Source organism: Streptomyces sp. NPDC015532, from assembly GCF_043078065.1.
In the GTDB taxonomy this organism is placed as follows: domain Bacteria; phylum Actinomycetota; class Actinomycetes; order Streptomycetales; family Streptomycetaceae; genus Streptomyces.
The window spans coordinates 1,283,268-1,305,195 of the sequence record NZ_JBIBSY010000001.1; the positions used below are offsets into that span (position 1 = coordinate 1,283,268).

A 21,928-nucleotide genomic window follows, 5' to 3' on the forward strand; every position below is an offset into this window, starting at 1 on the left:
AGTGACCAGTGGTTACGGGGGCGTGCGGGAGCGCGGGGTGCGTCAGTAGGTGACGGTGATGCGCCGGGCCGGGCCGTCGACCCGGACGGTTCCTCCATAGGGGATGACGACCTGCGGATCGGTGTGCCCGAGATCCACATCGAGGACGACCATCATGTCCGGGGCGTATAGGTCGACGGCCCGGAGAACCGCTTCGCGCTGGTCGCGGGCGTAACGGGCCCTGGCCTCAGGTTCGAGGGGCCGCTGGAACGACCACGCCTTCGGGCGGCCCATCAGGAGGGCCGGAAAGCGCCGTAGCAGGCCGCGCTCGCCCATGGCGCGCAGGATCCAGAAGACGTCGTCGGCCCCGGGCATGTCCTCCGAGGTCTCCAGGAAGAGCACGTGACCGTCGTACACGGAAGGATCACGGGCGATCTCGCGGTCGGCCATCAGCAGCCACGACAGGATCTCGATGTTGCCGCCCCAGGAGCGGCCCTCGACCACGCTGTCCGGGCGTATCCAGGTCCAGCCCGTGCCCGGCTCGGTCCGCGGGTCGGCGAGGAAGCTCTCCGGCGCCTCCCACGGCACGTCCACCTCGCGGAAACGGGCGGCGGGACGCAGCTCGTAGGGCCCGGACGTGAACAGGGCGGCCCGCAGCGACTCCGCGGTCAGCGGGTCCATGGCACCCGGCCGGCCGAGCTCGCACATGACCGTCGCGCCGTGGTAGCCGACGATCCCGGCGTTCCACAGGTGGACGAGGAGGTTCGTGTTGTCGCTGTATCCGAAGAACGGCTTCGGATGCGCCCGGATCAGCGCGCGGTCCAGCAGCGGCAGCACGGTGATCTGGTCGTCGCCGCCGATGGACGCGATGACCGCCTTGACCGTCGGATCGGCGAACGCGGCGTGGATGTCGTCGGCCCGTTCCCGCGGTGTCGACCCCATCCTCCGGGTCGACGGGTATTCGACCGGGACCAGGCCGAACTCCTTGCGCAGCCGCTCCAGGCCCAGTTCGTACGGGAGCGGCAGGAGGCCGGGCAGACCGCTGGACGGCGAGATCACGGCTATCCGGTCGCCGGGTACGGGCTTGGGAGGGTATGCGGGTGTCGTCATGGCCAGAGCGTACGAGCCGTCACCCTTTCGGTGCATCGTGATAAACCGGGTCCGAGCAGCGGTCCTTGACGGGCCGGCAGACCCGAAGGACCGGAGGAGACGTGCCCCGCACCCTCGCCAACGCCCCGATCATGATTCTCAACGGCCCCAACCTGAATCTCCTCGGGCAGCGGCAGCCGGAGATCTACGGTTCCGACACGCTGGAGGACGTCGAGGCGCTGTGCGCCAAGGCGGCGGCCTCGCACGGTGGCTCGGTGGACTTCCGGCAGTCCAACCACGAGGGCGAGCTGGTGGACTGGATCCACGAGGCCCGCCAGAATCACGCGGGGATCGTGATCAACCCGGCCGCCTACTCGCACACCTCCGTCGCCATCCTCGACGCGCTCAACACCTGTGACGGGCTCCCGGTGGTGGAGGTCCACATCTCCAACATCCACCAGCGCGAGGAGTTCCGGCACCACTCGTACGTCTCGCTGCGTGCCGACGGGGTCATCGCGGGCTGTGGTGTGCAGGGGTACGCGTTCGCGGTGGAGCGGGTGGCGGCGCTCGCGGGAACGGGGCGCGCGGACACCTGACCACGGCTCTCCGGGCGGGCTCACAGGCGTCCCGCCTCCACGATCCGCCTGAGGAAGCGCCGGGTGCGCTCCCGCCGCGGGTCCCCGAAGACCTGCTCGGGCGTGCCGCGCTCCAGGATCACGCCGCCCTCCAGGAAGCAGACCTGGTCCGAGACCTCACGGGCGAAGCCCATCTCGTGGGTGGCCAGGACCATGGTCATGCCGTCCGCCTTCATGTCACGGACGACGTTCAGCACCTCGCCCACGAGTTCGGGGTCCAGGGCGGCGGTGATCTCGTCCAGAAGGAGCAGCTTGGGGCGCACGGCCAAGGCGCGGACGATCGCGGCCCGTTGCTGCTGGCCACCGCTCAGCCTGTCCGGATACTCGGCCGCCTTGGCGCCGAGTCCGAGCCGTTCGAGCAGTTCACGCGCGTGTGTCTCGGCGTCCGCGCGACTCACGCCGTGCACCCGGCGCGGGGCGAGGGTGATGTTCTCCAGGACGGTCATGTGCGGGAAGAGGTTGTACGCCTGGAAGACGACGCCGATCCGCCGGCGGACCGCGTCCTGGTCGGCCCGCGGGTCGGTGATCTCCTCGCCGTCCAGCCAGATCGCGCCGTCGTCGATCTCCTCCAGGAGGTTGGCGCAGCGCAGCAGCGTGGACTTGCCGGAGCCGGAGGCGCCGATCAGCGTGGTCACGGTGTGCGGGGCGACCTCCAGGTCGACGTCCCGCAGGACGACCGCGTCGCCGAAGGTCTTGCGGACGGACTCCATCCGCAGCATCGGGCCGTCGGGGACGGGGGCCTTGCTCATACGGTGCCTCCCTGGCTGCGGCGCCGGTCCATACGGGCGGTGACCCAGTCGGTGAAGCGCGTCATGGGGATGGTCAGGGCCACGAAGAGCAGCGCCGCGACGATGTACGCCGTGTAGTTGAGGCTGCGGCCCACGATGATGTCCGCGGAGCGCATCGCCTCCACCGCGCCGCCGATCGAGACGAGGCTGGTGTCCTTCTGCAGGGACACCATGTCGTTGAGGAGCGGCGGGACCTGGCGGCGGACGGCCTGTGGCAGCACCACGTGGCGCAGGGTCTGCCGCGTGGTGAGGCCCAGTGATCGTGCCGCGGCCCGTTGCGAGGGGTGCACGGACTCGATGCCGGCGCGGACGACCTCGGCGACGTACGCCGAGTACGTCAGCACCAGGCCCGCGCCGCCGAGCAGGACGGGGTCGTTGGTGACGCCCTGCAACTGGAGCGCGGGGACCCCGAAGACGACGATCGACAGACAGATGATCAGCGGCAGACCGCGGAAGAAGTCGGTGTACGCGGTGGCGAGGGCGCGCACCGGCCAGTACATCGGTCCCCGCAGCGTGCGCGCCACGGCTATCAGCGTGCCGAGCACCAGGACGACGACGCCGCACACCACGAAGAGCCGGAGGTTCAGCCACAGGCCTTCGAGGACCTTCGGGAACGCCTCACGCGCGAACGACGCGTCGAAGAACGTCTCCTTCGTGCGCGGCCAGCCCGGCGCGTCGACGACGACGAGGTACAGCACCACGGCCGTGACGAGGGTGGAGAGCGCGGCCACCGCCGCCGACCGGCGGGCCCGGCGGCGACGGTGGCGCTCGCGCTCGATCCTGCGCGGGGAGGGGACGTAGGCCTCGTGCCCGCCGGCGGTGTCGCCGCCGGGCATCTCTCCGTCGGCGGCGTCCTCTCCCGACTCCTCCTTCGTCGCGGTCACTTGAGCACCGGGGCGTCGACGGCCTCGGACAGCCACTGCTTCTCGATCCGCGCGAGCGTGCCGTCCGCGCGCAGGGCGTCCACGGCCTTCGTCACGCAGGAGGTCAGGGCACTGCCCTTGTCGAGGACGAGGCCGAACTGCTCGGGCGTAGCACCCTGGTTCTCGAACTGTCCGACGATTTTCGCGTCGGTCACCTCGGCGGCCGTGATGTAGAAGGCGGTCGGCAGGTCGGTGACGATGGCGTCGACCTGGCCGTTCTTCAGCGCGGACTTCGCCTGGTCGTTCTTCGCGTAGGCGGCCGGCTTCTGGTCCGGCTTCACCACGTCGTCGATGTAGTTCAGGCTGGTGGTGCCGACCTGGGCGCCCAGCTTCAGGTGCTTGAGGTCCGCGAGACTCGTCGCCTTGGCCGCCTTGGAGCTCTTCAGAGCGATGACGGCCTGGCGGACGTCGTAGTAGCCGGACGAGAAGTCCACGGCCTTCTTGCGCTCGGCGCTGATCGACACCTGGTTGATGTCGAAGTCGAAGGTCTTCGCACCGGGGGCGAAGGCCTTGTTGAAGGGAACGCTCTGCCAGACGACATCGCCGTCGGCGTAGCCGAGCTGCTTCGCCACGGCGTACGCGACCGCCGACTCGAAGCCCTTGCCATTGGCGGGCTTGTCGTCCTTGAACCACGGCTCGTACGCGGGCTCGTCGGTCGCGATGGTGAGCTTGCCCGCGGTCCGGGTGCTCAACGAGCCCTTGGCACAGGTCTCGGCGCTGCTCCCGGAAGCCTTGCCGGATGCCTTGTCCTCGGGCTGCGGGGCACAGCCCACGGCGAGGGCGAGCAGGGCGACGGTTCCGGCGGACGCGGCACGGCGCAGGGCGCGTTGGGGTCGATGCATGGCGGGAGAGTGGCAGCGAACCCGGTCGTCTGTCCAGGTCACAGCGGTAATTGTCCGCATGGTGGGAACGGGTGTTGCAGTCCCGTGAACACGTGCGTCACAGCCGTCGACGCAGCCGACGCGGTCGTCCGTTTCAGGCGGGCGTGCGGGGCGCGCCGAATCACGCGGGCGTGCGCGGTGCTTGATTCACGCGGGGCGCGGTGAGGTGCCCCGCGTGTGAGCTGCACGGCTCACCCGGGGCGCGGCCGAAGTGCCCCGCCCCGAGTGCCGGTCGGGCTCAGGTTCACCAGCCGCGCGCGTGCCACTCCGGCAGATGCGGGCGCTCGGCGCCCAGCGTCGTGTCGTTGCCGTGGCCGGGGTACACCCACGTCTCGTCCGGCAGTACGTCGAAGATCCTCGTCTCGACGTCGTGGAGGAGACGCGCGAAGGCCTCCGGATCCTTGCGCGTGTTGCCCACGCCGCCGGGGAAGAGGCAGTCGCCCGTGAACACGTGAGGGTGACCGTGCGGGTCGTCGTAGACGAGGGCGACCGAGCCCGGCGTGTGCCCGACCAGGTGGCGCGCGGTGAGTTCCACGTTGCCCACCTTGACCGTGTCGCCGTCCTGGAGGGGGACGTCCGTCGGCACCGGGATGCCGTCCGCGTCGTCCCGGCCCGCGTAGGTGCGCGCGCCCGTGGCGGCCACGACCTCGGCCAGCGCCTGCCAGTGGTCGCCGTGCTGATGGGTGGTCACGACGGACGCGATGCCGTCGTCGCCGATCAGGGTGAGCAGCGTCGGGGCGTCGTTCGCCGCGTCGATCAGGAGCTGCTCGTCGGTGGCCCGGCAGCGCAGCAGATACGCGTTGTTGTCCATGGGGCCGACCGCGACCTTGGAGATCATCAGGTCCTGCAGCTCGTGCACGTCGGCCGGGCCACCGACCGTCACCGCTCCGCTGTACGTCATGACGGCAGCCTATAGCGGAGGCAGCGCCGGAAGCGGGCCGCCGCGTACCGTCAGGGCGGAGCCGTCGCGGCGGCCGCAGAGCCAGCCGAGCAGATCGGCCGCCGGGCCGTGCACCTCGACCGGTCCGCCCTCGGCGCCGCCGCCCGTGGTCCACTCCCGGCCGTCTCCGGCGTCCAGGGCCGTCGAGGGCACGTCCTTGTGGCCGGCGAACCGCTCCGCGAGGAAGCCGATCTCCCGGGTCACGAACTCCTCCGGCAGGTCCTCCAGCTCGTAGCCGATGCCGAGATCCACGTGGTGCAGGTCGACCTCGACCCAGCGCCGGAACGGCACCCGGGCCGCGGAGTCGGTGACCCCGTTGCGCAGCGCCACCGTCCGGGACCAGTCCGCGGGAGCGGCTCCCGTCTCCAGGAAGCGGGCCCCGCTCTCCCGCAGGTCCGCCAGCTGTGTCTCCAGGGGGCGCGGCGCGTCCCGTTCGATGTCGGCGTCCCGGGTGCTCGCGGAGGCGTACATGGGACGCCCCTCCAGGACGTTCACCAGGGCGTCGGCGTTGCGGGACAGGTGGGCGAGCACGTGCCCACGGCTCCAGCCGGGAAGCCGTGACGGCTCGGCCACGGCGGCGTTGTCCAGTTTGGTGACCGCGGTGAGCAGTCGTTCCGTCGCGTCACGTACAGACGCCAGGTCGCGCACATGATCCATCATGACGTCGACCCTAGTGCCGCCACACGATCGGGTGAAGCTGGTCGGCCACGCCCGTAAATCGAATGCGCGTGCTATAAGCTCGTCGGTGGCGTCGGGCATGCTGGATGGCCCGGGATTGTTGTGAACCAGCGAAAGCAACCGGCGTTGTCAGTGGCTCGCCCTAGTCTGAGAAGACGGGGGCCCGCGGCCCCTGTCACTTCTCTCAAGAAAGGTACGGACCGGCGTGGCCGACCGTCTCATCGTCCGTGGAGCGCGCGAGCACAACCTGAAGAATGTCTCGCTCGACCTCCCGCGCGACTCGCTCATCGTCTTCACGGGCTTGTCGGGGTCGGGCAAGTCCTCCCTCGCCTTCGACACGATCTTCGCCGAGGGCCAGCGGCGCTACGTGGAGTCACTGTCCTCGTACGCCCGGCAGTTCCTCGGCCAGATGGACAAGCCGGACGTGGACTTCATCGAGGGTCTCTCCCCGGCCGTCTCCATCGACCAGAAGTCGACCTCGCGCAACCCGCGCTCGACGGTCGGCACCATCACCGAGGTCTACGACTACCTGCGCCTGCTCTTCGCGCGCATCGGCAAGCCGCACTGCCCCGAGTGCCGCCGTCCCATCACGCGCCAGTCGCCGCAGGCCATCGTCGACAAGGTGCTGGAGCTCCCGGAGGGGAGCCGCTTCCAGGTCCTGTCGCCGCTGGTGCGCGAGCGCAAGGGAGAGTTCGTCGACCTCTTCGCCGACCTCCAGACCAAGGGGTACAGCCGTGCCCGGGTCGACGGCGAGACGATCCAGCTCAGCGAGCCGCCGACGCTGAAGAAGCAGGAGAAGCACACCATCGAGGTGGTCATCGACCGTCTCACGGTGAAGGACTCCGCCAAGCGCCGCCTCACCGACTCCGTGGAGACCGCCCTCGGCCTGGCCGGCGGCATGGTCGTGCTCGACTTCGTCGACCTCCCGGAGGACGACCCCGAGCGCGAGCGCATGTACTCGGAGCACCTGTACTGCCCGTACGACGATCTGTCCTTCGAAGAGCTGGAGCCCCGCTCCTTCTCCTTCAACTCGCCGTTCGGCGCCTGTCCGGAGTGCACCGGCATCGGTACGCGGATGGAGGTCGACCCCGAGCTGATCGTCCCGGACGAGGACAAGTCCCTCGACGAGGGCGCCATCCACGCCTGGTCGCACGGACACACCAAGGACTATTTCGGCCGGCTGATCGGCGCCCTCGCGGACGCGCTGGGCTTCCGGACCGACATCCCCTTCGCCGGGCTGCCCCAGCGCGCCAGGAAGGCCCTGCTCTACGGCCACAAGACGCAGATCGAGGTCCGCTACCGCAACCGGTACGGACGCGAGCGCGTGTACACCACGCCCTTCGAAGGGGCCGTCCCCTTCGTCAAGCGGCGCCACAGCGAGTCCGAGAGCGACGCCAGCCGTGAGCGCTTCGAGGGCTACATGCGCGAGGTGCCCTGCCCCACCTGTCAGGGCACGCGTCTGAAGCCGCTGGTCCTCGCGGTCACGGTCATGGAGAAGTCCATCGCCGAGGTCGCGGCCATGTCCATCAGCGACTGTGCGGACTTCCTCGGGAAGCTGAAGCTCAACGCGCGCGACAAGAAGATCGCCGAGCGCGTCCTGAAGGAGGTCAACGAACGACTGCGCTTCCTGGTCGACGTGGGCCTCGACTATCTGTCGCTGAACCGCGCGGCGGGCACCCTCTCCGGCGGCGAGGCCCAGCGCATCCGTCTGGCCACCCAGATCGGTTCCGGGCTCGTCGGCGTCCTGTACGTCCTCGACGAGCCCTCCATCGGTCTGCACCAGCGTGACAACCACCGGCTGATCGAGACCCTCGTCCGCCTCCGCGACATGGGCAACACGCTCATCGTCGTCGAGCACGACGAGGACACCATCAAGGTCGCCGACTGGGTCGTCGACATCGGTCCCGGCGCGGGCGAGCACGGCGGCAAGGTCGTGCACAGCGGTCCCCTGAAGGAACTGCTCGCCAACCCCGAGTCGGTGACCGGGCAGTACCTGTCGCGCAAGCGGCAGATCCCGACCCCGGACATCCGGCGCCCCGTCGACCCGGGCCGCATGCTCACCGTGCACGGCGCACGGGAGAACAACCTCCGGGACATCGACGTGTCCTTCCCGCTGGGCGTCCTCACCGCCGTCACCGGCGTCTCGGGGTCCGGCAAGTCGACACTGGTCAACGACATCCTGTACACGCACCTGGCCCGCGAGCTGAACGGCGCGAGGAACGTGCCGGGGCGCCACACGCGCGTGGACGGCGACGACCTCGTCGACAAGGTCGTGCACGTGGACCAGTCGCCCATCGGCCGCACGCCCCGCTCCAACCCGGCGACGTACACCGGTGTCTTCGACCATGTCCGCAAGCTGTTCGCCGAGACCACCGAGGCGAAGGTGCGGGGCTATCTGCCCGGCCGCTTCTCCTTCAACGTCAAGGGCGGCCGCTGCGAGAACTGCTCCGGCGACGGCACGATCAAGATCGAGATGAACTTCCTGCCGGACGTGTACGTCCCCTGCGAGGTCTGCCACGGGGCGCGCTACAACCGGGAGACCCTGGAGGTCCACTACAAGGGCAAGTCCATCTCCGAGGTCCTGGACATGCCGATCGAGGAGGCGCTCGGCTTCTTCGAGGCGGTGCCGGCGATCGCCCGTCACCTCAGGACCCTCAACGACGTCGGCCTCGGCTACGTCCGGCTCGGCCAGTCCGCGCCGACGCTGTCCGGCGGTGAGGCGCAGCGCGTCAAGCTCGCCAGCGAGCTCCAGAAGCGCTCCACCGGCCGCACCGTGTACGTGCTCGACGAGCCGACCACCGGTCTGCACTTCGAGGACATCAGCAAGCTCATCACGGTGCTGTCCGGTCTGGTCGACAAGGGCAACACGGTCATCGTCATCGAGCACAACCTCGATGTGATCAAGACCGCGGACTGGGTCATCGACATGGGACCCGAGGGCGGCAACGGCGGCGGTCTCGTGATCGCCGAGGGCACACCCGAGGAGGTCGCCGGCGTTCCGGCCAGCCACACCGGCAAGTTCCTGCGCGAGATCCTCGGCGCCGACAGGATCAGCGACGCCGCTCCCGTGAAGGCCCCGCGCAAGGCGGCCGCCAAGAAGACGGTCGCCGCCGGGACGGCGGCGAGGAAGACGGCCACGAAGACCGTCAACAGCACGGCCACCAAGAAGGCGGCCGCCGCGAAGAAGACCGCCACGAAGGCGGCCGCCAAGAAGGTGACGCCCGCGAAGAAGACCGCGCGGGCGCGAAAGGCCTGACCCGACCGGTCCGCGGCGCCGGACCGGACCGTCGGACCGGCCATGTCGGGAAGGACGGCGCCCCGCGGGAACTCCCCGCGGGGCGCCGTCCGTCGTGAACAGGGCCGCACGCGGTTCGAGGACCGAGGGGCGGCGGGTCCGGTGTCCTACTGGTCACCGAGTTCGCGGGCGTACGGCGGTTCGGCTCCGGCGCGGGAGCAGGTGACGGCCGCCGCGCGGGCCGCGAAGCTCAGGAGCCCGGTCCAGCCCCGGGGGCCCAGTTCCGCCAGCGCGGTCGGGGAGAGGGCGTCCCGGACGGACAGGCCGTGCAGCAGTGCCGCGTTCACGGTGTCACCGGCGCCGATGGTGTCCACCACGTCCACCGGTTCGCCGGGCACGGAATGCACCGCGCCGTCCCGGGTGAACGCGGTCAGACCGTCGCCGCCCTGGGTGATCACCACCGCCGCGGGACCGGCGGCCAGCCACTCGCGCGGGGTGCCGCCGAGCCACCGGGCGTCGTCCTCGGACAGCTTCAGCAGCGACACCGACGGCAGCCAGCTCTTGAACCGGGCGCGGTAGGCGTCCGGGTCGGGGATCAGACCGGCGCGGATGTTCGGGTCGAGGGCCGTGAAGACGCCCTGCGCGGCGGCGGTCCGCATCAGCTCCTCGTACGCGCTCGCGCCCGGTTCCAGGACGAGTGAACAGGTCCCGAAGGACACCGCCCTCGCCTCGGCGGGGAGTCGGCCCGGGGCGCTGAAGAGACGGTCCGCCGTGCCCTCGACGTGGAAGGTGTAAGCGGCCGAGCCGTCGGCCCCGATCGTGGCGACGGCCAGCGTCGTCGGTTCGGCCCCGCGCTGTACGGACGACACGTCGACGCCTGCGTCCACGAGTCCGTCGAGCAGGGCCTCGCCGAAGGCGTCCCTGGAGACGCGGGAGAAGAAGGCCGTGGCGGAGCCGAGGCGGCCGAGCGCCACCGCCGTGTTGTAAGGGCCGCCGCCCCGGCGAGGCAGCAGTTCCGCCAGGGCGCCGGAGTCCTGCGGCACCAGATCGATCAGGGCCTCACCGGCGACGACGATCACGACTCGGGTCCTTTCCTCGGTATCCCGGACTCGGGACTCTCGGTGTGCGCGACGCCTTCGGGGCAGCCGCACGAGGTGCGATGGACGAAGGCGGAGGGAAGCCGGACGGTGCGGCACTCCAGGTGCGGGGACGCCAGCCGTTCCAGCAGCAGACGGACGGCCGTGGCGCCGGTCTCCTTGCTCGGCTGGGCGATCACGGTGAGCCGGGGAGTGAACAGATCCGCCCAGGAGAAGTCATCGAAGCAGCACAGCGCCAGGTCTCCGGGCACGGACACACCCCGGTCGCGCAGGGCCCGGAGCGCGCCGACGGTCATGGCGTTGTCGGCGGTGACGAGCCCGTCCGGCGGAGCCCCGAGCGACAACAGCCGGTGGGTGGCCTCCTCGGCCGCCTCCGCCCGGGAGTTACCGTGCGCCACGAGCCGTTCGTCGTAGGGGAGCCCGGCCCGGGCGAGGCCGTGCCGGTAGCCGGTGATCCGTTCCGTCGTGGTGCTGAGTCCGGGCAGGCCCGCGACGAGCCCGATACGCCGGTGCCCTCGCTCGGCGAGGTGGGTCACCAGGCTCGCCATGGGCGCGGTGTTCTCGGAGCAGACCTGGTCGTAGAGGAAGCCGCTTCCGGCGGGAGCGTGCAGGAGCCGGTCGAGGAAGACGGTGGGTACGTCGTGCTGGCCGAGGTAGTGCAGGAGCGCGTCGGGAGTCGCCGACGGCGCGATGATCATTCCGTCCACGCGCCGTTCGTGCAGCAGCCGGACGGCTTTGCTCTCGTGGCCGGGGTCGTCGTGCGGATCGGCGATCAGCAGGCCGTAGCCGTGTTCCAGGGCTCCGGCCTCGACGCCCTGGAGGATCTCCGTGAAGTAGGGGTTGCTGATCGCCGACACCGCGAGGCCGATGGACCGCGTACGGGAGGTGACGAGCGAACGGGCGAGGGTGTTGGGCGTGTAGCCCAGCTCGTCGATCGCGTCGAGAACGGCCTGGCGTGTCACGGGCAGCACCGGACGGGTGCTGTTGAGGACGTGCGAGACGGTCGCGATGGACACACCCGCCCGCCGGGCCACATCGGCCATCGTCGCCATGGCACTCCCTCCCGGGGTCCGGTCGCCGACCGTGAAGAGGACCCGGTGACGGCAGGCGGACGGAATCCGGACGCCGGTCCGTGAACCGGACCTCGATGCCGCTCCCCGAACGGAGCCGGTCGCTCGCGGGTGAACGTATCTCATCCCGCCCGCTCGCGTAAACGCTTACGCATACGTTTGCGCAAGCGTTTACGTCCAGGCTCGCGCGGACCGGCCCCGCGACGGGCGGAGTGATCTGTGCCGGTATGGTCGGTGCGCGGCCTCCTTGCCGTGTGCAGCCCCGTCGCTGTCGGCGGCGTGTCCGCCGGCGCCCTGACCAGTGGAGACGCCATGTCCGGCCGTCCGTCCGCGAGCCGTCGTACCGTCCTGCGGGGAGCGGCGCTCACCCCGGTCGCCGGGCTCGGCCTCGCCGCGTGCTCCGGCGGCGGCAGTGGTGGCGGGACCCCCGCCACGCCGACCGCCCCCGTCGTCCTCGGCTCGGGGAGCGAGGTCTCCAAGGGGGGTGCTCAGCTCTACGAGGACCACAACGTCGTGGTCAGCCGCGCCGAGGACGGTTCGCTCACGGCGTACAGCTCGATCTGCACCCACGCGGGGTGCGCCATCAACAAGCTGCAGGGCAGGACGCTCGTGTGCCCGTGTCACGGCAGCGAGTTCGACGCCGAGACCGGCAAGGTGCTGCGGGCACCGGCCACCGTGCCGCTCCACGAGCTGTCGGTGGAGGAGAAGAACGGGAACATCGTCGCGGGGCCGGGCGCCTGAGCCCGGGTGCGGTCACCGGCCCGCCCGGCCCCGCACCGGGGCTCAGGCACGCGGCCCCGCACCGGGGCTCAGGCACGCGGCCCCGCAGCAGGGCGGGCACCCGGGACCGTGCCCGGGCGGGCGGTCACTCCCAGTCCCAGCCGATCCCGACGATCCCGGACCGCACACGCGGCTCGACCAGGTGCACCGAGCGGTGGTGATCGCTCAGCGGCAGCTCCTGCCGGCCACTGCGGGGCGCGGCGGCCGAGTGCTGGGTGAAGCGGTGACAGCGCACAGGCAGCGCGTTCTCGGTGAAGTGCACCTGGAGCGCGTACTGTCCGCCCGCGAAGCCGAACCCCCGGACGTACTCGCTGGACGCCCCGGCCGTGCCGTCCTCGAAGGCGTAGCGGAAGAGGAACGTCTCGCCCGCGCGCAGCCGGGTGTCGAAGAGCAGTTCGGCGACGAGGACACCGGTGTCGCGGTGCCAGCGCACCCGGCCCGTGCGGCAGTTCTCCATGGCCCGGACCGTCGTCCGCTCCGGTGCGCAGCCGGGGTCGCCGTGATGGATGGCCACGTAGCGGTCCACACCGTCCTTGTGCGCGCGGACGATGTGGTGCGACTCGCGGCCGAGCAGTTCGCGACGGGCGCCTATGCGCACCCGTTCGTGATGGCCGAGCGTGTGCAGACCGCCGTCGAGCGGGGACTCCAGTTCGGCCAGCAGCCGTTCCAGGACGCCGGAGGCCTCCACGAGGGAACGGTAGGAACGCCCCGTGGGACGTTCGGGATCCGAGCGCTCCTCGGCCTCGGCCAGCAGTCTGATCAGGGACTCGTCGGGAAGCTGGAGTATCTCCTCCAGAGCCCGGACCGCCCGCAGCGACTCGGGTCGCTGCGGGCGGCGGGCGCCCTGCTGCCAGTAACTCAGGCTCGTCACCCCGACTCTGACGCCGTATCGCGACAGATGGTGCTGCACGCGCTGCAGCGGCAGCCCGCGGGCGGTGATCGCCGCGCGCAGTGCGACGTGGAAGGGGCCGCCCCGCAGGGCCGTTTCCAGTTCTGCCGTGGCGACGTCCGCGTGCTGTGTGCCGGTCCGCATGCAGGGGCCTTTCTGTGGATGTTCACCACGGCTGGTCAGACCGTGGGAGCGGTTCATCGGCGCCGCCAGATGGGCGCGCGGGGGCTGTACACGCGCGGGTTTCGCCGTTCACGCCCCGAGTTCCCCCGCATTGAAGCGTGTTGACCAAGTCCCGACAACACCTGATGCTCAACATGGCTCACCGCAGCCCCCCGGACGCGCTCCGTCCCTTCCCGACCCTCACCAGGGAGCCCGGCACGACGTGACCCCGGTGGCCGGAAACGACGCATCCCGGGTGCCGCGCGCGGAGCACGGGGACGATCGTCGCGGGAGCACGCGTGGCGCTCGTCCTGGACGTCCCGCGGGCCCGGCGCCGGCGCCGGGCCGGCTCGGCGAGGTTTTCCACAGGCGAGCCGGGAGCCGGCCGCGCTGTCGGCGCGCGCCAGTAGGGTGTGTGACATGGCCGACCCCTCCAGCTACCGTCCCAAGCCGGGACAGATCCCGGACTCTCCCGGGGTGTACAAATTCCGCGACGAGCACCGCCGGGTGATCTACGTCGGAAAGGCGAAGAGCCTGCGTCAGCGCCTGGCGAGCTACTTCCAGGACCTGGCGAATCTGCACCCGCGCACCCGCACGATGGTCACCACGGCCGCGTCGGTGGAGTGGACGGTCGTGTCCACGGAGGTCGAGGCCCTTCAGCTGGAGTATTCCTGGATCAAGGAGTACGACCCCCGGTTCAACGTCAAGTACCGCGACGACAAGAGCTACCCCTACCTCGCCGTGACGATGAACGAGGAGTTCCCGCGCGTGCAGGTGATGCGCGGCCACAAGAAGAAGGGCGTGCGCTACTTCGGTCCCTACGGGCACGCGTGGGCCATCCGCGACACCGTCGACCTGCTGCTGCGTGTCTTCCCGGTCCGCACCTGCTCCGCCGGTGTCTTCAAGAACGCCTCCCGCACCGGTCGGCCCTGCCTCCTCGGTTACATCGGCAAGTGCTCCGCCCCGTGCGTCGGCCGGGTCTCGCCCGATGAGCACCGCGGGCTGGCCGAGGAGTTCTGCGACTTCATGGCGGGCCGTACGGGGACGTACATCCGCCGGCAGGAACAGCAGATGATGCAGGCCGCCGAGGAGATGGAGTACGAGCGGGCGGCCCGGCTGCGCGACGACATCGACGCCCTGAGGAAGGCCATGGAGAAGAGCGCGGTCGTCCTCGCGGACGCGACCGACGCCGACCTCATGGCCGTCGCCGAGGACGAGCTGGAAGCCGCGGTCCAGATCTTCCATGTGCGCGGCGGACGCGTGCGCGGACAGCGCGGCTGGGTCACGGACAAGGTGGAGGCGGTCACCACGGGTGACCTCGTCGAACACGCGCTCCAGCAGCTCTACGGCGAGGAGACGGGCGACTCCGTTCCCAAGGAGGTGCTCGTCCCGGCGCTGCCCGAACCGGTGGAACCCGTTCAGGAGTGGCTCGCCGCCCGCCGCGGATCGAACGTGTCGCTCCGCATACCGCAGCGCGGCGACAAGAAGGCGCTCATGGAGACCGTGCAGCGCAACGCGCTCCAGGCGCTCGTCCTGCACAAGACCAGGCGTGCCTCCGACCTGACCACGCGCTCGCGCGCCCTGGAGGAGATCGCCGAGGCGCTCGGCCTGGACAGCGCGCCGCTGCGGATCGAGTGCTACGACATCTCGCACCTCCAGGGCGACGACGTGGTGGCCTCGATGGTCGTCTTCGAGGACGGGCTCCAGCGCAAGGGCGAGTACCGGCGCTTCCAGATCAAGGGCTTCGCCGGCCAGGACGACGTCCGCTCCATGCACGAGGTGATCACCCGCCGCTTCAAGCGCTACCTCGTCGAGAAGGAGAAGACGGGGGAGTGGACGGACGGCGAGGACGCCGCGTCGGGGGCCTCGGAGCCGCCGGCCGACGGGAACCCCCTGTCCGGGAGCACGTTCCCGGAGGACGACGGCCGGCCCAAGCGCTTCGCCTACCCGCCGCAGCTCGTCGTCGTCGACGGCGGCCGGCCGCAGGTCGCCGCCGCCCAGCGGGCCCTCGACGAACTGGGGATCGACGACATCGCCGTCTGCGGGCTCGCCAAGCGCCTGGAGGAGGTGTGGCTGCCCGGCGAGGACGACCCCGTGGTCCTGCCGCGCAGCAGTGAGGGCCTGTATCTGCTCCAGCGGGTCCGGGACGAGGCCCACCGCTTCGCGATCACCTACCAGCGCGCCAAGCGGGCCAAACGCTTCAGGTCGGGCCCTCTGGACGACGTGCCGGGCCTGGGCGAGTCCCGCAAGCAGGCACTGATCAAGCACTTCGGCTCCGTGAAGCGGCTCCGGTCCGCGACGATCGACCAGATCTGCGAGGTCCCCGGCGTGGGGCGCAAGACGGCGGAGACCATCGCCGTGGCCCTCGCCCAGGCGGCTCCCGCGGCACCCGCCGTGAACACGGCCACCGGAGAGATCATGGAAGACGACGAAGACGCGGCGCCCGAGACGACGGCGGGCCCCGCGGAGGAGCCCGTGACCGCGGGCGCCTCGGACGAGCGACGGGGGCAGGAGACATGACCGAGAACGACGCGCGTGAAGAGGAACGTCCGGCGCAGGGCCGGGAAACACACAGCGAGACAGGCGAGGATCACGCGGAGCGTGAAGCGCCACAGGAAGACGGAGCACAGGTGGGTACGGGCATCGAGACAGCCGGGGCGGGAGCTCCGGACGCCGTCATTCCCGAGCTGGTGATCATCTCCGGCATGTCCGGAGCGGGCCGGTCCACGGCCGCCAAGTGTCTGGAGGACCTCGGCTGGTTCGTCGTCGACAACCTGCCGCCCGCCCTGATCCCCACCATGGTGGAGCTCGGCGCCCGCTCCCAGGGCAACGTGGCACGGATCGCCGTCGTCGTCGACGTGCGCGGCCGGCGGTTCTTCGACAACCTCCGTGAGTCCCTCGCGGACCTGGAGTCCCGCAACGTCACCCGGCGGATCGTCTTCCTGGAGTCCTCCGACGAGGCCCTGGTGCGCCGCTTCGAGTCGGTGCGCCGGCCCCACCCCCTCCAGGGCGACGGCCGCATCGTGGACGGGATCGACGCCGAGCGCGAGCTGCTGCGCGAGCTGCGCGGTGACGCCGACCTGGTCATCGACACCTCCAGCCTGAACGTGCACGAACTGCGCGCCAAGATGGACGCCCAGTTCGCGGGCGAGGAGGAGCCCGAGCTGCGGGCCACCGTCATGTCCTTCGGCTTCAAGTACGGCCTGCCGGTCGACGCCGACCTGGTCGTGGACATGCGCTTCCTGCCCAACCCGCACTGGGTCCCCGAGCTGCGCCCCTTCACCGGCCTGAACGAAGAGGTCTCGGCGTACGTCTTCAACCAGCCCGGCGCCAAGGAGTTCCTCGACCGCTACTCCGAGCTGCTCCAGCTCATCGCCGCCGGTTACCGGCGCGAGGGCAAGCGTTATGTGACCATCGCGGTCGGCTGCACCGGCGGCAAGCACCGCTCGGTGGCGACCGCGGAGAAGCTCGCCGCCCGCCTCGCCTCCCAGGGCGTGGAGACCGTGCTCGTGCACCGGGACATGGGGCGCGAGTGACCGGACGTACTTCCCTGCGGCTGAGCCGGCTGCGCCGGGAGACTCCCGGCAACCGGGCCGGTCAGCCGGCCGCGGCGCGCGGTGCCAAGCCGCGCCGCCGCGGTACGCAGCCCAAGGTCGTCGCCCTCGGCGGCGGCATGGGGCTGTCCGCCTCGCTCGCCGCGCTGCGCCGGATCACCGGCGACCTCACCGCCGTCGTCACCGTGGCCGACGACGGCGGATCCAGCGGGCGGCTGCGCGACGAGCTGGGCGTCCTGCCGCCCGGTGATCTGCGCAAGGCGCTGGCGGCGCTGTGCGGCGACGACGACTGGGGCCAGACCTGGGCCCGCGTCATCCAGCACCGCTTCCAGTCCAAGGGCGAACTGCACGAACACGCGGTCGGCAATCTGCTGATCGTCGCGCTGTGGGAGCAACTCGGCGACCATGTCCAGGCACTCGACCTGGTCGGTAAGCTGCTCGGCGCGCACGGCCGGGTGCTGCCCATGTCCGCCGTGCCGCTGGAGCTCCAGGCCCTGGTCAAGGGACACGACCTCGACCGGCCCGACGAGATCCGCACCATCCGGGGCCAGGCCAACGTGGCGCTCACCCCGGGCGAGGTCCAGTCCGTGCACGTCGTACCGCACGATCCGCCGGCCGTGCCCGAGGCCGTGGCCGCGGTCCTCGACGCGGACTGGGTGGTCCTCGGCCCCGGCTCCTGGTTCTCGTCGGTCATTCCGCATCTTCTGGTGCCCGAGCTCCTGGACGCCCTGAGCCAGACCCGGGCCCGCCGGGTACTCTCCCTGAACCTCGCACCGCAGCCGGGAGAAACCGAAGGCTTCTCCCCGCAGCGTCATTTGGAGGTTTTGGGGCGACACGCCCCTAAACTCGCCCTGGACGTGGTGCTGGCCGACGAGGCCGCCGTGCCCGACCGCGAATCACTCGCCGACGCCGCCCAGCGGTTCGGTGCCGCGGTCGAGCTGGCGCCGGTTGCCAGGACCGACGGATCTCCGCGGCACGATCCGGAGCTGTTGGCCGCCGCGTACGACCGTATTTTTCGGATGCATGGAAGGATCGGCCCATGGCGATGACGGCAGCGGTGAAGGATGAGATCTCCCGGCTCCCCGTCACCCGGACCTGCTGCAGGAAGGCGGAGGTCTCCGCCGTCCTGCGGTTCGCCGGCGGCCTTCACCTGGTGAGCGGCCGGATCGTGATCGAGGCGGAGCTGGACACCGCGATGGCGGCGCGCCGGCTGAAGCGGGACATTCTGGAGATCTTCGGCCACAGTTCCGAACTGATCGTGATGGCGCCCGGCGGACTGCGCCGCGGCTCGCGCTATGTGGTGCGGGTCGTCGCGGGCGGTGACCAGCTGGCCCGCCAGACCGGGCTCGTGGACGGGCGCGGACGCCCGATCCGCGGTCTGCCCCCGCAGGTGGTCTCGGGGGCCACCTGCGACGCCGAGGCGGCCTGGCGCGGGGCCTTCCTGGCCCACGGCTCGCTCACCGAGCCCGGCCGTTCCTCGTCCCTGGAGGTGACCTGCCCGGGGCCGGAGGCCGCGCTCGCGCTGGTCGGCGCCGCCCGACGGCTGTCGATCGCGGCGAAGGCACGCGAGGTGCGCGGTGTGGACCGGGTGGTCGTCCGCGACGGCGACGCGATCGGTGCGCTGCTGACCCGACTCGGCGCGCACGAGTCGGTGCTGGCCTGGGAGGAGCGGCGGATGCGCCGCGAGGTCCGTGCCACGGCGAACCGGCTCGCCAACTTCGACGACGCGAACCTGCGCCGCTCGGCGCGTGCCGCCGTCGCCGCCGGGGCCCGCGTCCAGCGCGCCCTGGAGATCCTCGCGGACGAGGTGCCGGAGCACCTCGCCGCCGCCGGACGGCTGCGCATGGAGCACAAGCAGGCTTCCCTGGAGGAGCTGGGCGCGCTCGCCGACCCGCCGCTGACCAAGGACGCCGTCGCGGGCCGTATCCGCCGACTGCTGGCGATGGCCGACAAGCGGGCGCAGGACCTCGGGATCCCCGGGACGGAGTCGAGTCTGTCCGAGGAGATGGCGGACAACCTCGCGGGCTGACCCGGATCAGCGGGGCCTGTGTGAAAGACCGGCCGGATTATCTGACAGAAGCTCACTATGCCGGTGCCGATGCCCACTTGGGCGATCGGCACCGGCTTCTGTCGGCCTGCGAGGCACCCTTGACTTGACCATGAAGTGTCATGAGCCTGGCATCCGTTCGCTGCTGTGGCGGACCAGTGCAAGGGGGACTCATGAGACGAAGAGCGAGCGCGATCCTCGCTACCGGCGCGCTCCTGCTGGGCGGTGCGGCCATGGCGCCGGTCGCCCGGGCGCAGGACGGCGGTTCGCCCGAGCCCGACGCGAACGCCGTGAAGGTGTTCCGCGCGGAGGTCACGAAGCAGCAGGTACCCCTGCTGCTCGCGGCCGGTCAGGACAGTCACGAGCTGGGCGACACGACCTGGAAGAACGGCAGGAGCACGGTCGAGGTCTACGTCACCGACCAGCAGGCCAGGAAGCTGGAGAAGCAGGGCGTCGACCTCACCGAGCACACGCTCTCCGCGAAGGCGGAGAACCGGGTCGCGGATGCCGCCCAGGGGGTGTTCCGCCCGTACAGCGGGAAGGGCAACCTCCAGGAGGAGATCATCCGGACGGGCCAGGCCAATCCCGGCCTGACCAAGGTCGTCTCCATAGGCAAGACCCTGAACGGCCAGGACATCCTCGCGGTCAAACTGACCAAGGGCGCGCGGAAGACCAAGGACGGCTCCAAGCCGTCGGTGCTCTACATGTCCAACCAGCACGCGCGCGAGTGGATCACGCCAGAGATGACGCGCCGGCTGATGCACTACTACCTGGACCACTACTCCACGGACAAGCGCGTCAAGAAGATCGTCGACTCCACCGAGCTGTGGTTCGTCCTGTCGGCCAATCCCGACGGCTACGACTACACCTTCAAGGACGCCGACACCCGCCAGTGGCGCAAGAACCTGCGGGACGTGAACGGCGACGGCGTCGTCTCCACCGGTGACGGGGTCGACCTCAACCGCAACTTCGCCTATAAGTGGGGCTACGACGACGAGGGTTCGTCACCCAACCCCACCAGCGAGACCTACCGCGGCGCGAGTCCCGGGTCCGAGCCCGAGACCAAGGCGCTCGACACCTTCGAGAAGCGCGTCGGCTTCACGTACGGGATCAACTACCACTCCGCCGCCGAGCTGCTGCTCTACGGAGTGGGCTGGCAGGTGGCGACGCCGACGCCGGACGACGTGCTCTACAAGGCGCTCGCCGGAACCCCCGAGAACTCCGCGATCCCGGGCTACCACCCGCAGGTCTCCTCGGAGCTCTACACCACCAACGGCGAGGCCGACGGCCACGCGGGCAACGTCAACGGCACGGCGATGTTCACCCCCGAGATGTCGACCTGCCAGACCGCCTCGGACCTCGACCCGGACGACGTCTGGAACGCCGCGGACTGCGCCTCGGTCTTCACCTTCCCGGACGACGAGAAGCTGATCGAGCAGGAGTTCGAGAAGAACGTCCCGTTCGCGCTCTCCGTCGCCGAGACCGCGGCCCACCCCGACCGGCCGTCCTCCTCGGTGGGCCTCGACGCGCCCGACTTCACCCCGGCCGCCTTCACGACGTCGTACTCCCGCGGCGCCGACCAGGAAGTCTCCGTCGTCGTCCGCAAGTCCGTACGCGACAAGGAACTCAAGTACCGCGTCAACGGCGGGCGTACGCACGAGGCGGCGCTCAGGCACTGGCGGGGCGGCGAGACCTACGGCGGCAGGGACAACCTCTACTTCGACGAGTACCGCGCCAGGATCGAGGACGGCGCACCCGGCGACAAGGTCGAGGTCTGGTTCACCGGCGAGACCCGCGACCGGAAGCCCACCTCCAGCACCCGCTTCACCTACACCGTGGCCGAGCGGCCGCGGGCCGACGTGCTCGTGGTCGCCGAGGAGGGCGCGGCCGCCACGCAGGCGCAGACCTACGTCGACGCGCTGAAGGCCGCCGGAAAGAGGGCCCTGGTCTGGGACGTCGCCACCCAGGGCGCGCCGGACGCGCTCGGCGTCCTCGATCACTTCGGGACCGTCGTCCACTACACCGGCGCCCTGCGGCCCGGCAACGCCACCCAGCTCCAGCTGCGGGCCTTCCTCAACGAGGGCGGCAAGCTGGTCGAGGCGGGCGAGCTGGCCGGCGGCAGCGTCGACCTCGGCGGCGGCACCCTCTCGAACGACTTCAGCCAGTACTACCTGGGCGCCTACTCGCGCACGTCCACGCCCGGCGCCAAGGGCTTCAGCGGCTCCGGCGAGCTCGACGGCACCACGGGAACGCTCGGCGACGCGCCCGGCAACCCGCTGAACGCGGCGGGCACCTACGGCGTCACCTCGGACTCGCTCTCCGCGGCGCAGTACCCGCAGTTCGCCTCCGCCGCGGGAGCGGGCGCGTTCAGCGGGACCGTCAACCCGTACGGGCCGTACGAGGGCTCGTACATGGCCGCCGCGGTGCACACCGACGACGCCTACAAGCGTCTGACCCGCACCATCGACCTCACCGGGGTCGCCGCCGCCGACAAGCCGACGCTGCGCTCCCAGATGCTCTGGGACACCGAGCCCGGCTACGACCACGCGGTCGTCGAGGTGCACACGACCGGGGCCGACGACTGGACCACGCTCCCCGAGGCGGGCGGTGCCACCTCGGCCGCCGTCCCGGCCGAGTGCGAGGCCGGCTTCTTCGCCCGGGAACATCCCTGGATCAAGCACTACCTGACCGTGAGCGCGGCGGGCTGTACCGCCACCGGGTCCAGCGGGCAGTGGAACAGCCTCACCGGCGCGTCCAGCGGCTGGCAGCCGGTCGCCTTCGACCTGAGCGCGTACGCGGGCAGGTCCATCGAGGTGTCGGTCAGCTACATCACCGACCCGAGCACGGGCGGCCACGGCCTGCTCGTCGACAACACGTCCCTCGTGGTCGGCGGCAACGCCGTGGACACGGAGGGCTTTGAGGCCTCCCTCGGTCCCTGGAGCGTCGCGGGTCCGCCCGCGGGCAGCCCGGCCGTCCTGCGGGACTGGGCGCGCACCGGTGAACTCTTCAAGACGTACGGAGCGGTCACCACGGACGACACGGTGCTGCTGGGCTTCGGCCTGGAGCACGTCGCCGCCGCGGCCGACCGGGCGGCCCTCATCGGCAAGGCGCTCTCGGCGCTGGAGAGCTGACTGTCCGTGACAATCGCATGATCGACACGGGCGATCCGTACCCTACTGAC

At 70.8% G+C, this 21,928-nt stretch carries 17 protein-coding genes; 8 read left to right on the top strand and 9 right to left on the bottom strand.

Annotated elements, in window-relative coordinates; all coding sequences use genetic code 11:
- Positions 1–42: 42 nt before the first annotated feature.
- Positions 43–1,089: a S66 peptidase family protein gene (locus ACF07B_RS05450; RefSeq protein WP_392177804.1), complete on the bottom strand. Its 1,047-nt coding sequence runs from the start codon at positions 1,087–1,089 to the stop codon at positions 43–45.
- A gap of 101 nt (positions 1,090–1,190) precedes the next feature.
- Between ACF07B_RS05450 and aroQ the strand changes: the two genes are divergently transcribed.
- Complete coding sequence (gene aroQ / locus ACF07B_RS05455) at positions 1,191–1,664, top strand: type II 3-dehydroquinate dehydratase (RefSeq protein WP_392177805.1); 474 nt, start codon at positions 1,191–1,193, stop codon at positions 1,662–1,664.
- 20 nt (positions 1,665–1,684) lie between these two features.
- On the opposite strand, the gene ACF07B_RS05460 is transcribed toward aroQ, so the two are convergent.
- The 5 genes from ACF07B_RS05460 to ACF07B_RS05480 form a co-directional block, all read right to left on the bottom strand.
- Positions 1,685–2,452 carry an amino acid ABC transporter ATP-binding protein gene (locus tag ACF07B_RS05460; RefSeq protein ID WP_369483522.1) on the bottom strand — a complete coding sequence of 256 codons (768 nt, stop codon included), beginning with the start codon at positions 2,450–2,452 and terminating at the stop codon, positions 1,685–1,687.
- Positions 2,449–3,375 carry an amino acid ABC transporter permease gene (locus ACF07B_RS05465; RefSeq protein ID WP_369483521.1) on the bottom strand — a complete coding sequence of 309 codons (927 nt, stop codon included), beginning with the start codon at positions 3,373–3,375 and terminating at the stop codon, positions 2,449–2,451. The genes ACF07B_RS05460 and ACF07B_RS05465 overlap by 4 nt, the downstream gene beginning before the upstream one ends.
- The gene (locus tag ACF07B_RS05470; RefSeq protein WP_384240368.1) at positions 3,372–4,256 is read right to left on the bottom strand and encodes an ABC transporter substrate-binding protein; all 885 of its coding nucleotides are present in this window, start codon (positions 4,254–4,256) and stop codon (positions 3,372–3,374) included. Before ACF07B_RS05470 ends, ACF07B_RS05465 begins: the two co-directional genes overlap by 4 nt.
- Before the next feature lie 283 nt (positions 4,257–4,539).
- Positions 4,540–5,196 carry an MBL fold metallo-hydrolase gene (locus ACF07B_RS05475; RefSeq protein WP_392177806.1) on the bottom strand — a complete coding sequence of 219 codons (657 nt, stop codon included), beginning with the start codon at positions 5,194–5,196 and terminating at the stop codon, positions 4,540–4,542.
- A gap of 9 nt (positions 5,197–5,205) precedes the next feature.
- On the bottom strand, positions 5,206–5,895 hold the full coding sequence (locus ACF07B_RS05480; protein WP_392177807.1) for a maleylpyruvate isomerase family mycothiol-dependent enzyme: 690 nt from the start codon (positions 5,893–5,895) through the stop codon (positions 5,206–5,208).
- Positions 5,896–6,118: 223 nt separating this feature from the next.
- Here ACF07B_RS05480 and uvrA point away from each other — a divergent pair, with 223 nt between their 5' ends.
- Positions 6,119–9,169: an excinuclease ABC subunit UvrA gene (gene uvrA / locus ACF07B_RS05485; protein ID WP_392177808.1), complete on the top strand. Its 3,051-nt coding sequence runs from the start codon at positions 6,119–6,121 to the stop codon at positions 9,167–9,169.
- Positions 9,170–9,315: 146 nt separating this feature from the next.
- On the opposite strand, the gene ACF07B_RS05490 is transcribed toward uvrA, so the two are convergent.
- Positions 9,316–10,227: a carbohydrate kinase gene (locus ACF07B_RS05490; protein ID WP_392177809.1), complete on the bottom strand. Its 912-nt coding sequence runs from the start codon at positions 10,225–10,227 to the stop codon at positions 9,316–9,318.
- The gene (locus ACF07B_RS05495; protein WP_392177810.1) at positions 10,224–11,297 is read right to left on the bottom strand and encodes a LacI family DNA-binding transcriptional regulator; all 1,074 of its coding nucleotides are present in this window, start codon (positions 11,295–11,297) and stop codon (positions 10,224–10,226) included. The genes ACF07B_RS05490 and ACF07B_RS05495 overlap by 4 nt, the downstream gene beginning before the upstream one ends.
- A 330-nt stretch (positions 11,298–11,627) precedes the next feature.
- On the opposite strand from ACF07B_RS05495, the gene ACF07B_RS05500 reads away from it, so the two are divergent.
- Complete coding sequence (locus tag ACF07B_RS05500; RefSeq protein WP_392177811.1) at positions 11,628–12,056, top strand: Rieske (2Fe-2S) protein; 429 nt, start codon at positions 11,628–11,630, stop codon at positions 12,054–12,056.
- Positions 12,057–12,180: 124 nt separating this feature from the next.
- Here ACF07B_RS05500 and ACF07B_RS05505 read toward each other — a convergent pair whose 3' ends face one another.
- Positions 12,181–13,128, bottom strand: coding sequence for a hypothetical protein (locus ACF07B_RS05505; RefSeq protein ID WP_362407669.1), 948 nt, complete (start codon positions 13,126–13,128; stop codon positions 12,181–12,183).
- 438 nt (positions 13,129–13,566) lie between these two features.
- Between ACF07B_RS05505 and uvrC the strand changes: the two genes are divergently transcribed.
- The 5 genes from uvrC (at position 13,567) to ACF07B_RS05530 (ending at position 21,878) form a co-directional block, all read left to right on the top strand.
- Complete coding sequence (gene uvrC / locus ACF07B_RS05510) at positions 13,567–15,666, top strand: excinuclease ABC subunit UvrC (RefSeq protein WP_369483513.1); 2,100 nt, start codon at positions 13,567–13,569, stop codon at positions 15,664–15,666.
- Positions 15,663–16,682, top strand: coding sequence for an RNase adapter RapZ (gene rapZ, locus ACF07B_RS05515; RefSeq protein ID WP_326788451.1), 1,020 nt, complete (start codon positions 15,663–15,665; stop codon positions 16,680–16,682). Before uvrC ends, rapZ begins: the two co-directional genes overlap by 4 nt.
- Positions 16,679–17,749 carry a uridine diphosphate-N-acetylglucosamine-binding protein YvcK gene (gene yvcK / locus ACF07B_RS05520; RefSeq protein ID WP_369483511.1) on the top strand — a complete coding sequence of 357 codons (1,071 nt, stop codon included), beginning with the start codon at positions 16,679–16,681 and terminating at the stop codon, positions 17,747–17,749. The genes rapZ and yvcK overlap by 4 nt, the downstream gene beginning before the upstream one ends.
- Positions 17,740–18,729, top strand: coding sequence for a DNA-binding protein WhiA (gene whiA / locus ACF07B_RS05525; RefSeq protein ID WP_328453718.1), 990 nt, complete (start codon positions 17,740–17,742; stop codon positions 18,727–18,729). Before yvcK ends, whiA begins: the two co-directional genes overlap by 10 nt.
- 191 nt (positions 18,730–18,920) lie before the next feature.
- Positions 18,921–21,878, top strand: a complete 2,958-nt coding sequence (locus tag ACF07B_RS05530; RefSeq protein WP_392177812.1) for a M14 family zinc carboxypeptidase — start codon at positions 18,921–18,923, stop codon at positions 21,876–21,878.
- Positions 21,879–21,928: the final 50 nt, after the last annotated feature.

Coding starts and splice junctions, on each gene's coding strand:
- rapZ (WP_326788451.1), top strand. CDS start 15,663: ATGACCGAGAACGACGCGCGTGAAGAGGAACGTCCGGCGCAGGGCCGG.
- uvrC (WP_369483513.1), top strand. CDS start 13,567: ATGGCCGACCCCTCCAGCTACCGTCCCAAGCCGGGACAGATCCCGGAC.
- ACF07B_RS05505 (WP_362407669.1), bottom strand. CDS start 13,128: ATGCGGACCGGCACACAGCACGCGGACGTCGCCACGGCAGAACTGGAA.
- ACF07B_RS05475 (WP_392177806.1), bottom strand. CDS start 5,196: ATGACGTACAGCGGAGCGGTGACGGTCGGTGGCCCGGCCGACGTGCAC.
- ACF07B_RS05450 (WP_392177804.1), bottom strand. CDS start 1,089: ATGACGACACCCGCATACCCTCCCAAGCCCGTACCCGGCGACCGGATA.
- ACF07B_RS05530 (WP_392177812.1), top strand. CDS start 18,921: ATGAGACGAAGAGCGAGCGCGATCCTCGCTACCGGCGCGCTCCTGCTG.
- ACF07B_RS05460 (WP_369483522.1), bottom strand. CDS start 2,452: ATGAGCAAGGCCCCCGTCCCCGACGGCCCGATGCTGCGGATGGAGTCC.
- ACF07B_RS05495 (WP_392177810.1), bottom strand. CDS start 11,297: ATGGCGACGATGGCCGATGTGGCCCGGCGGGCGGGTGTGTCCATCGCG.
- ACF07B_RS05480 (WP_392177807.1), bottom strand. CDS start 5,895: ATGATGGATCATGTGCGCGACCTGGCGTCTGTACGTGACGCGACGGAA.
- ACF07B_RS05500 (WP_392177811.1), top strand. CDS start 11,628: ATGTCCGGCCGTCCGTCCGCGAGCCGTCGTACCGTCCTGCGGGGAGCG.
- whiA (WP_328453718.1), top strand. CDS start 17,740: ATGGCGATGACGGCAGCGGTGAAGGATGAGATCTCCCGGCTCCCCGTC.
- ACF07B_RS05470 (WP_384240368.1), bottom strand. CDS start 4,256: ATGCATCGACCCCAACGCGCCCTGCGCCGTGCCGCGTCCGCCGGAACC.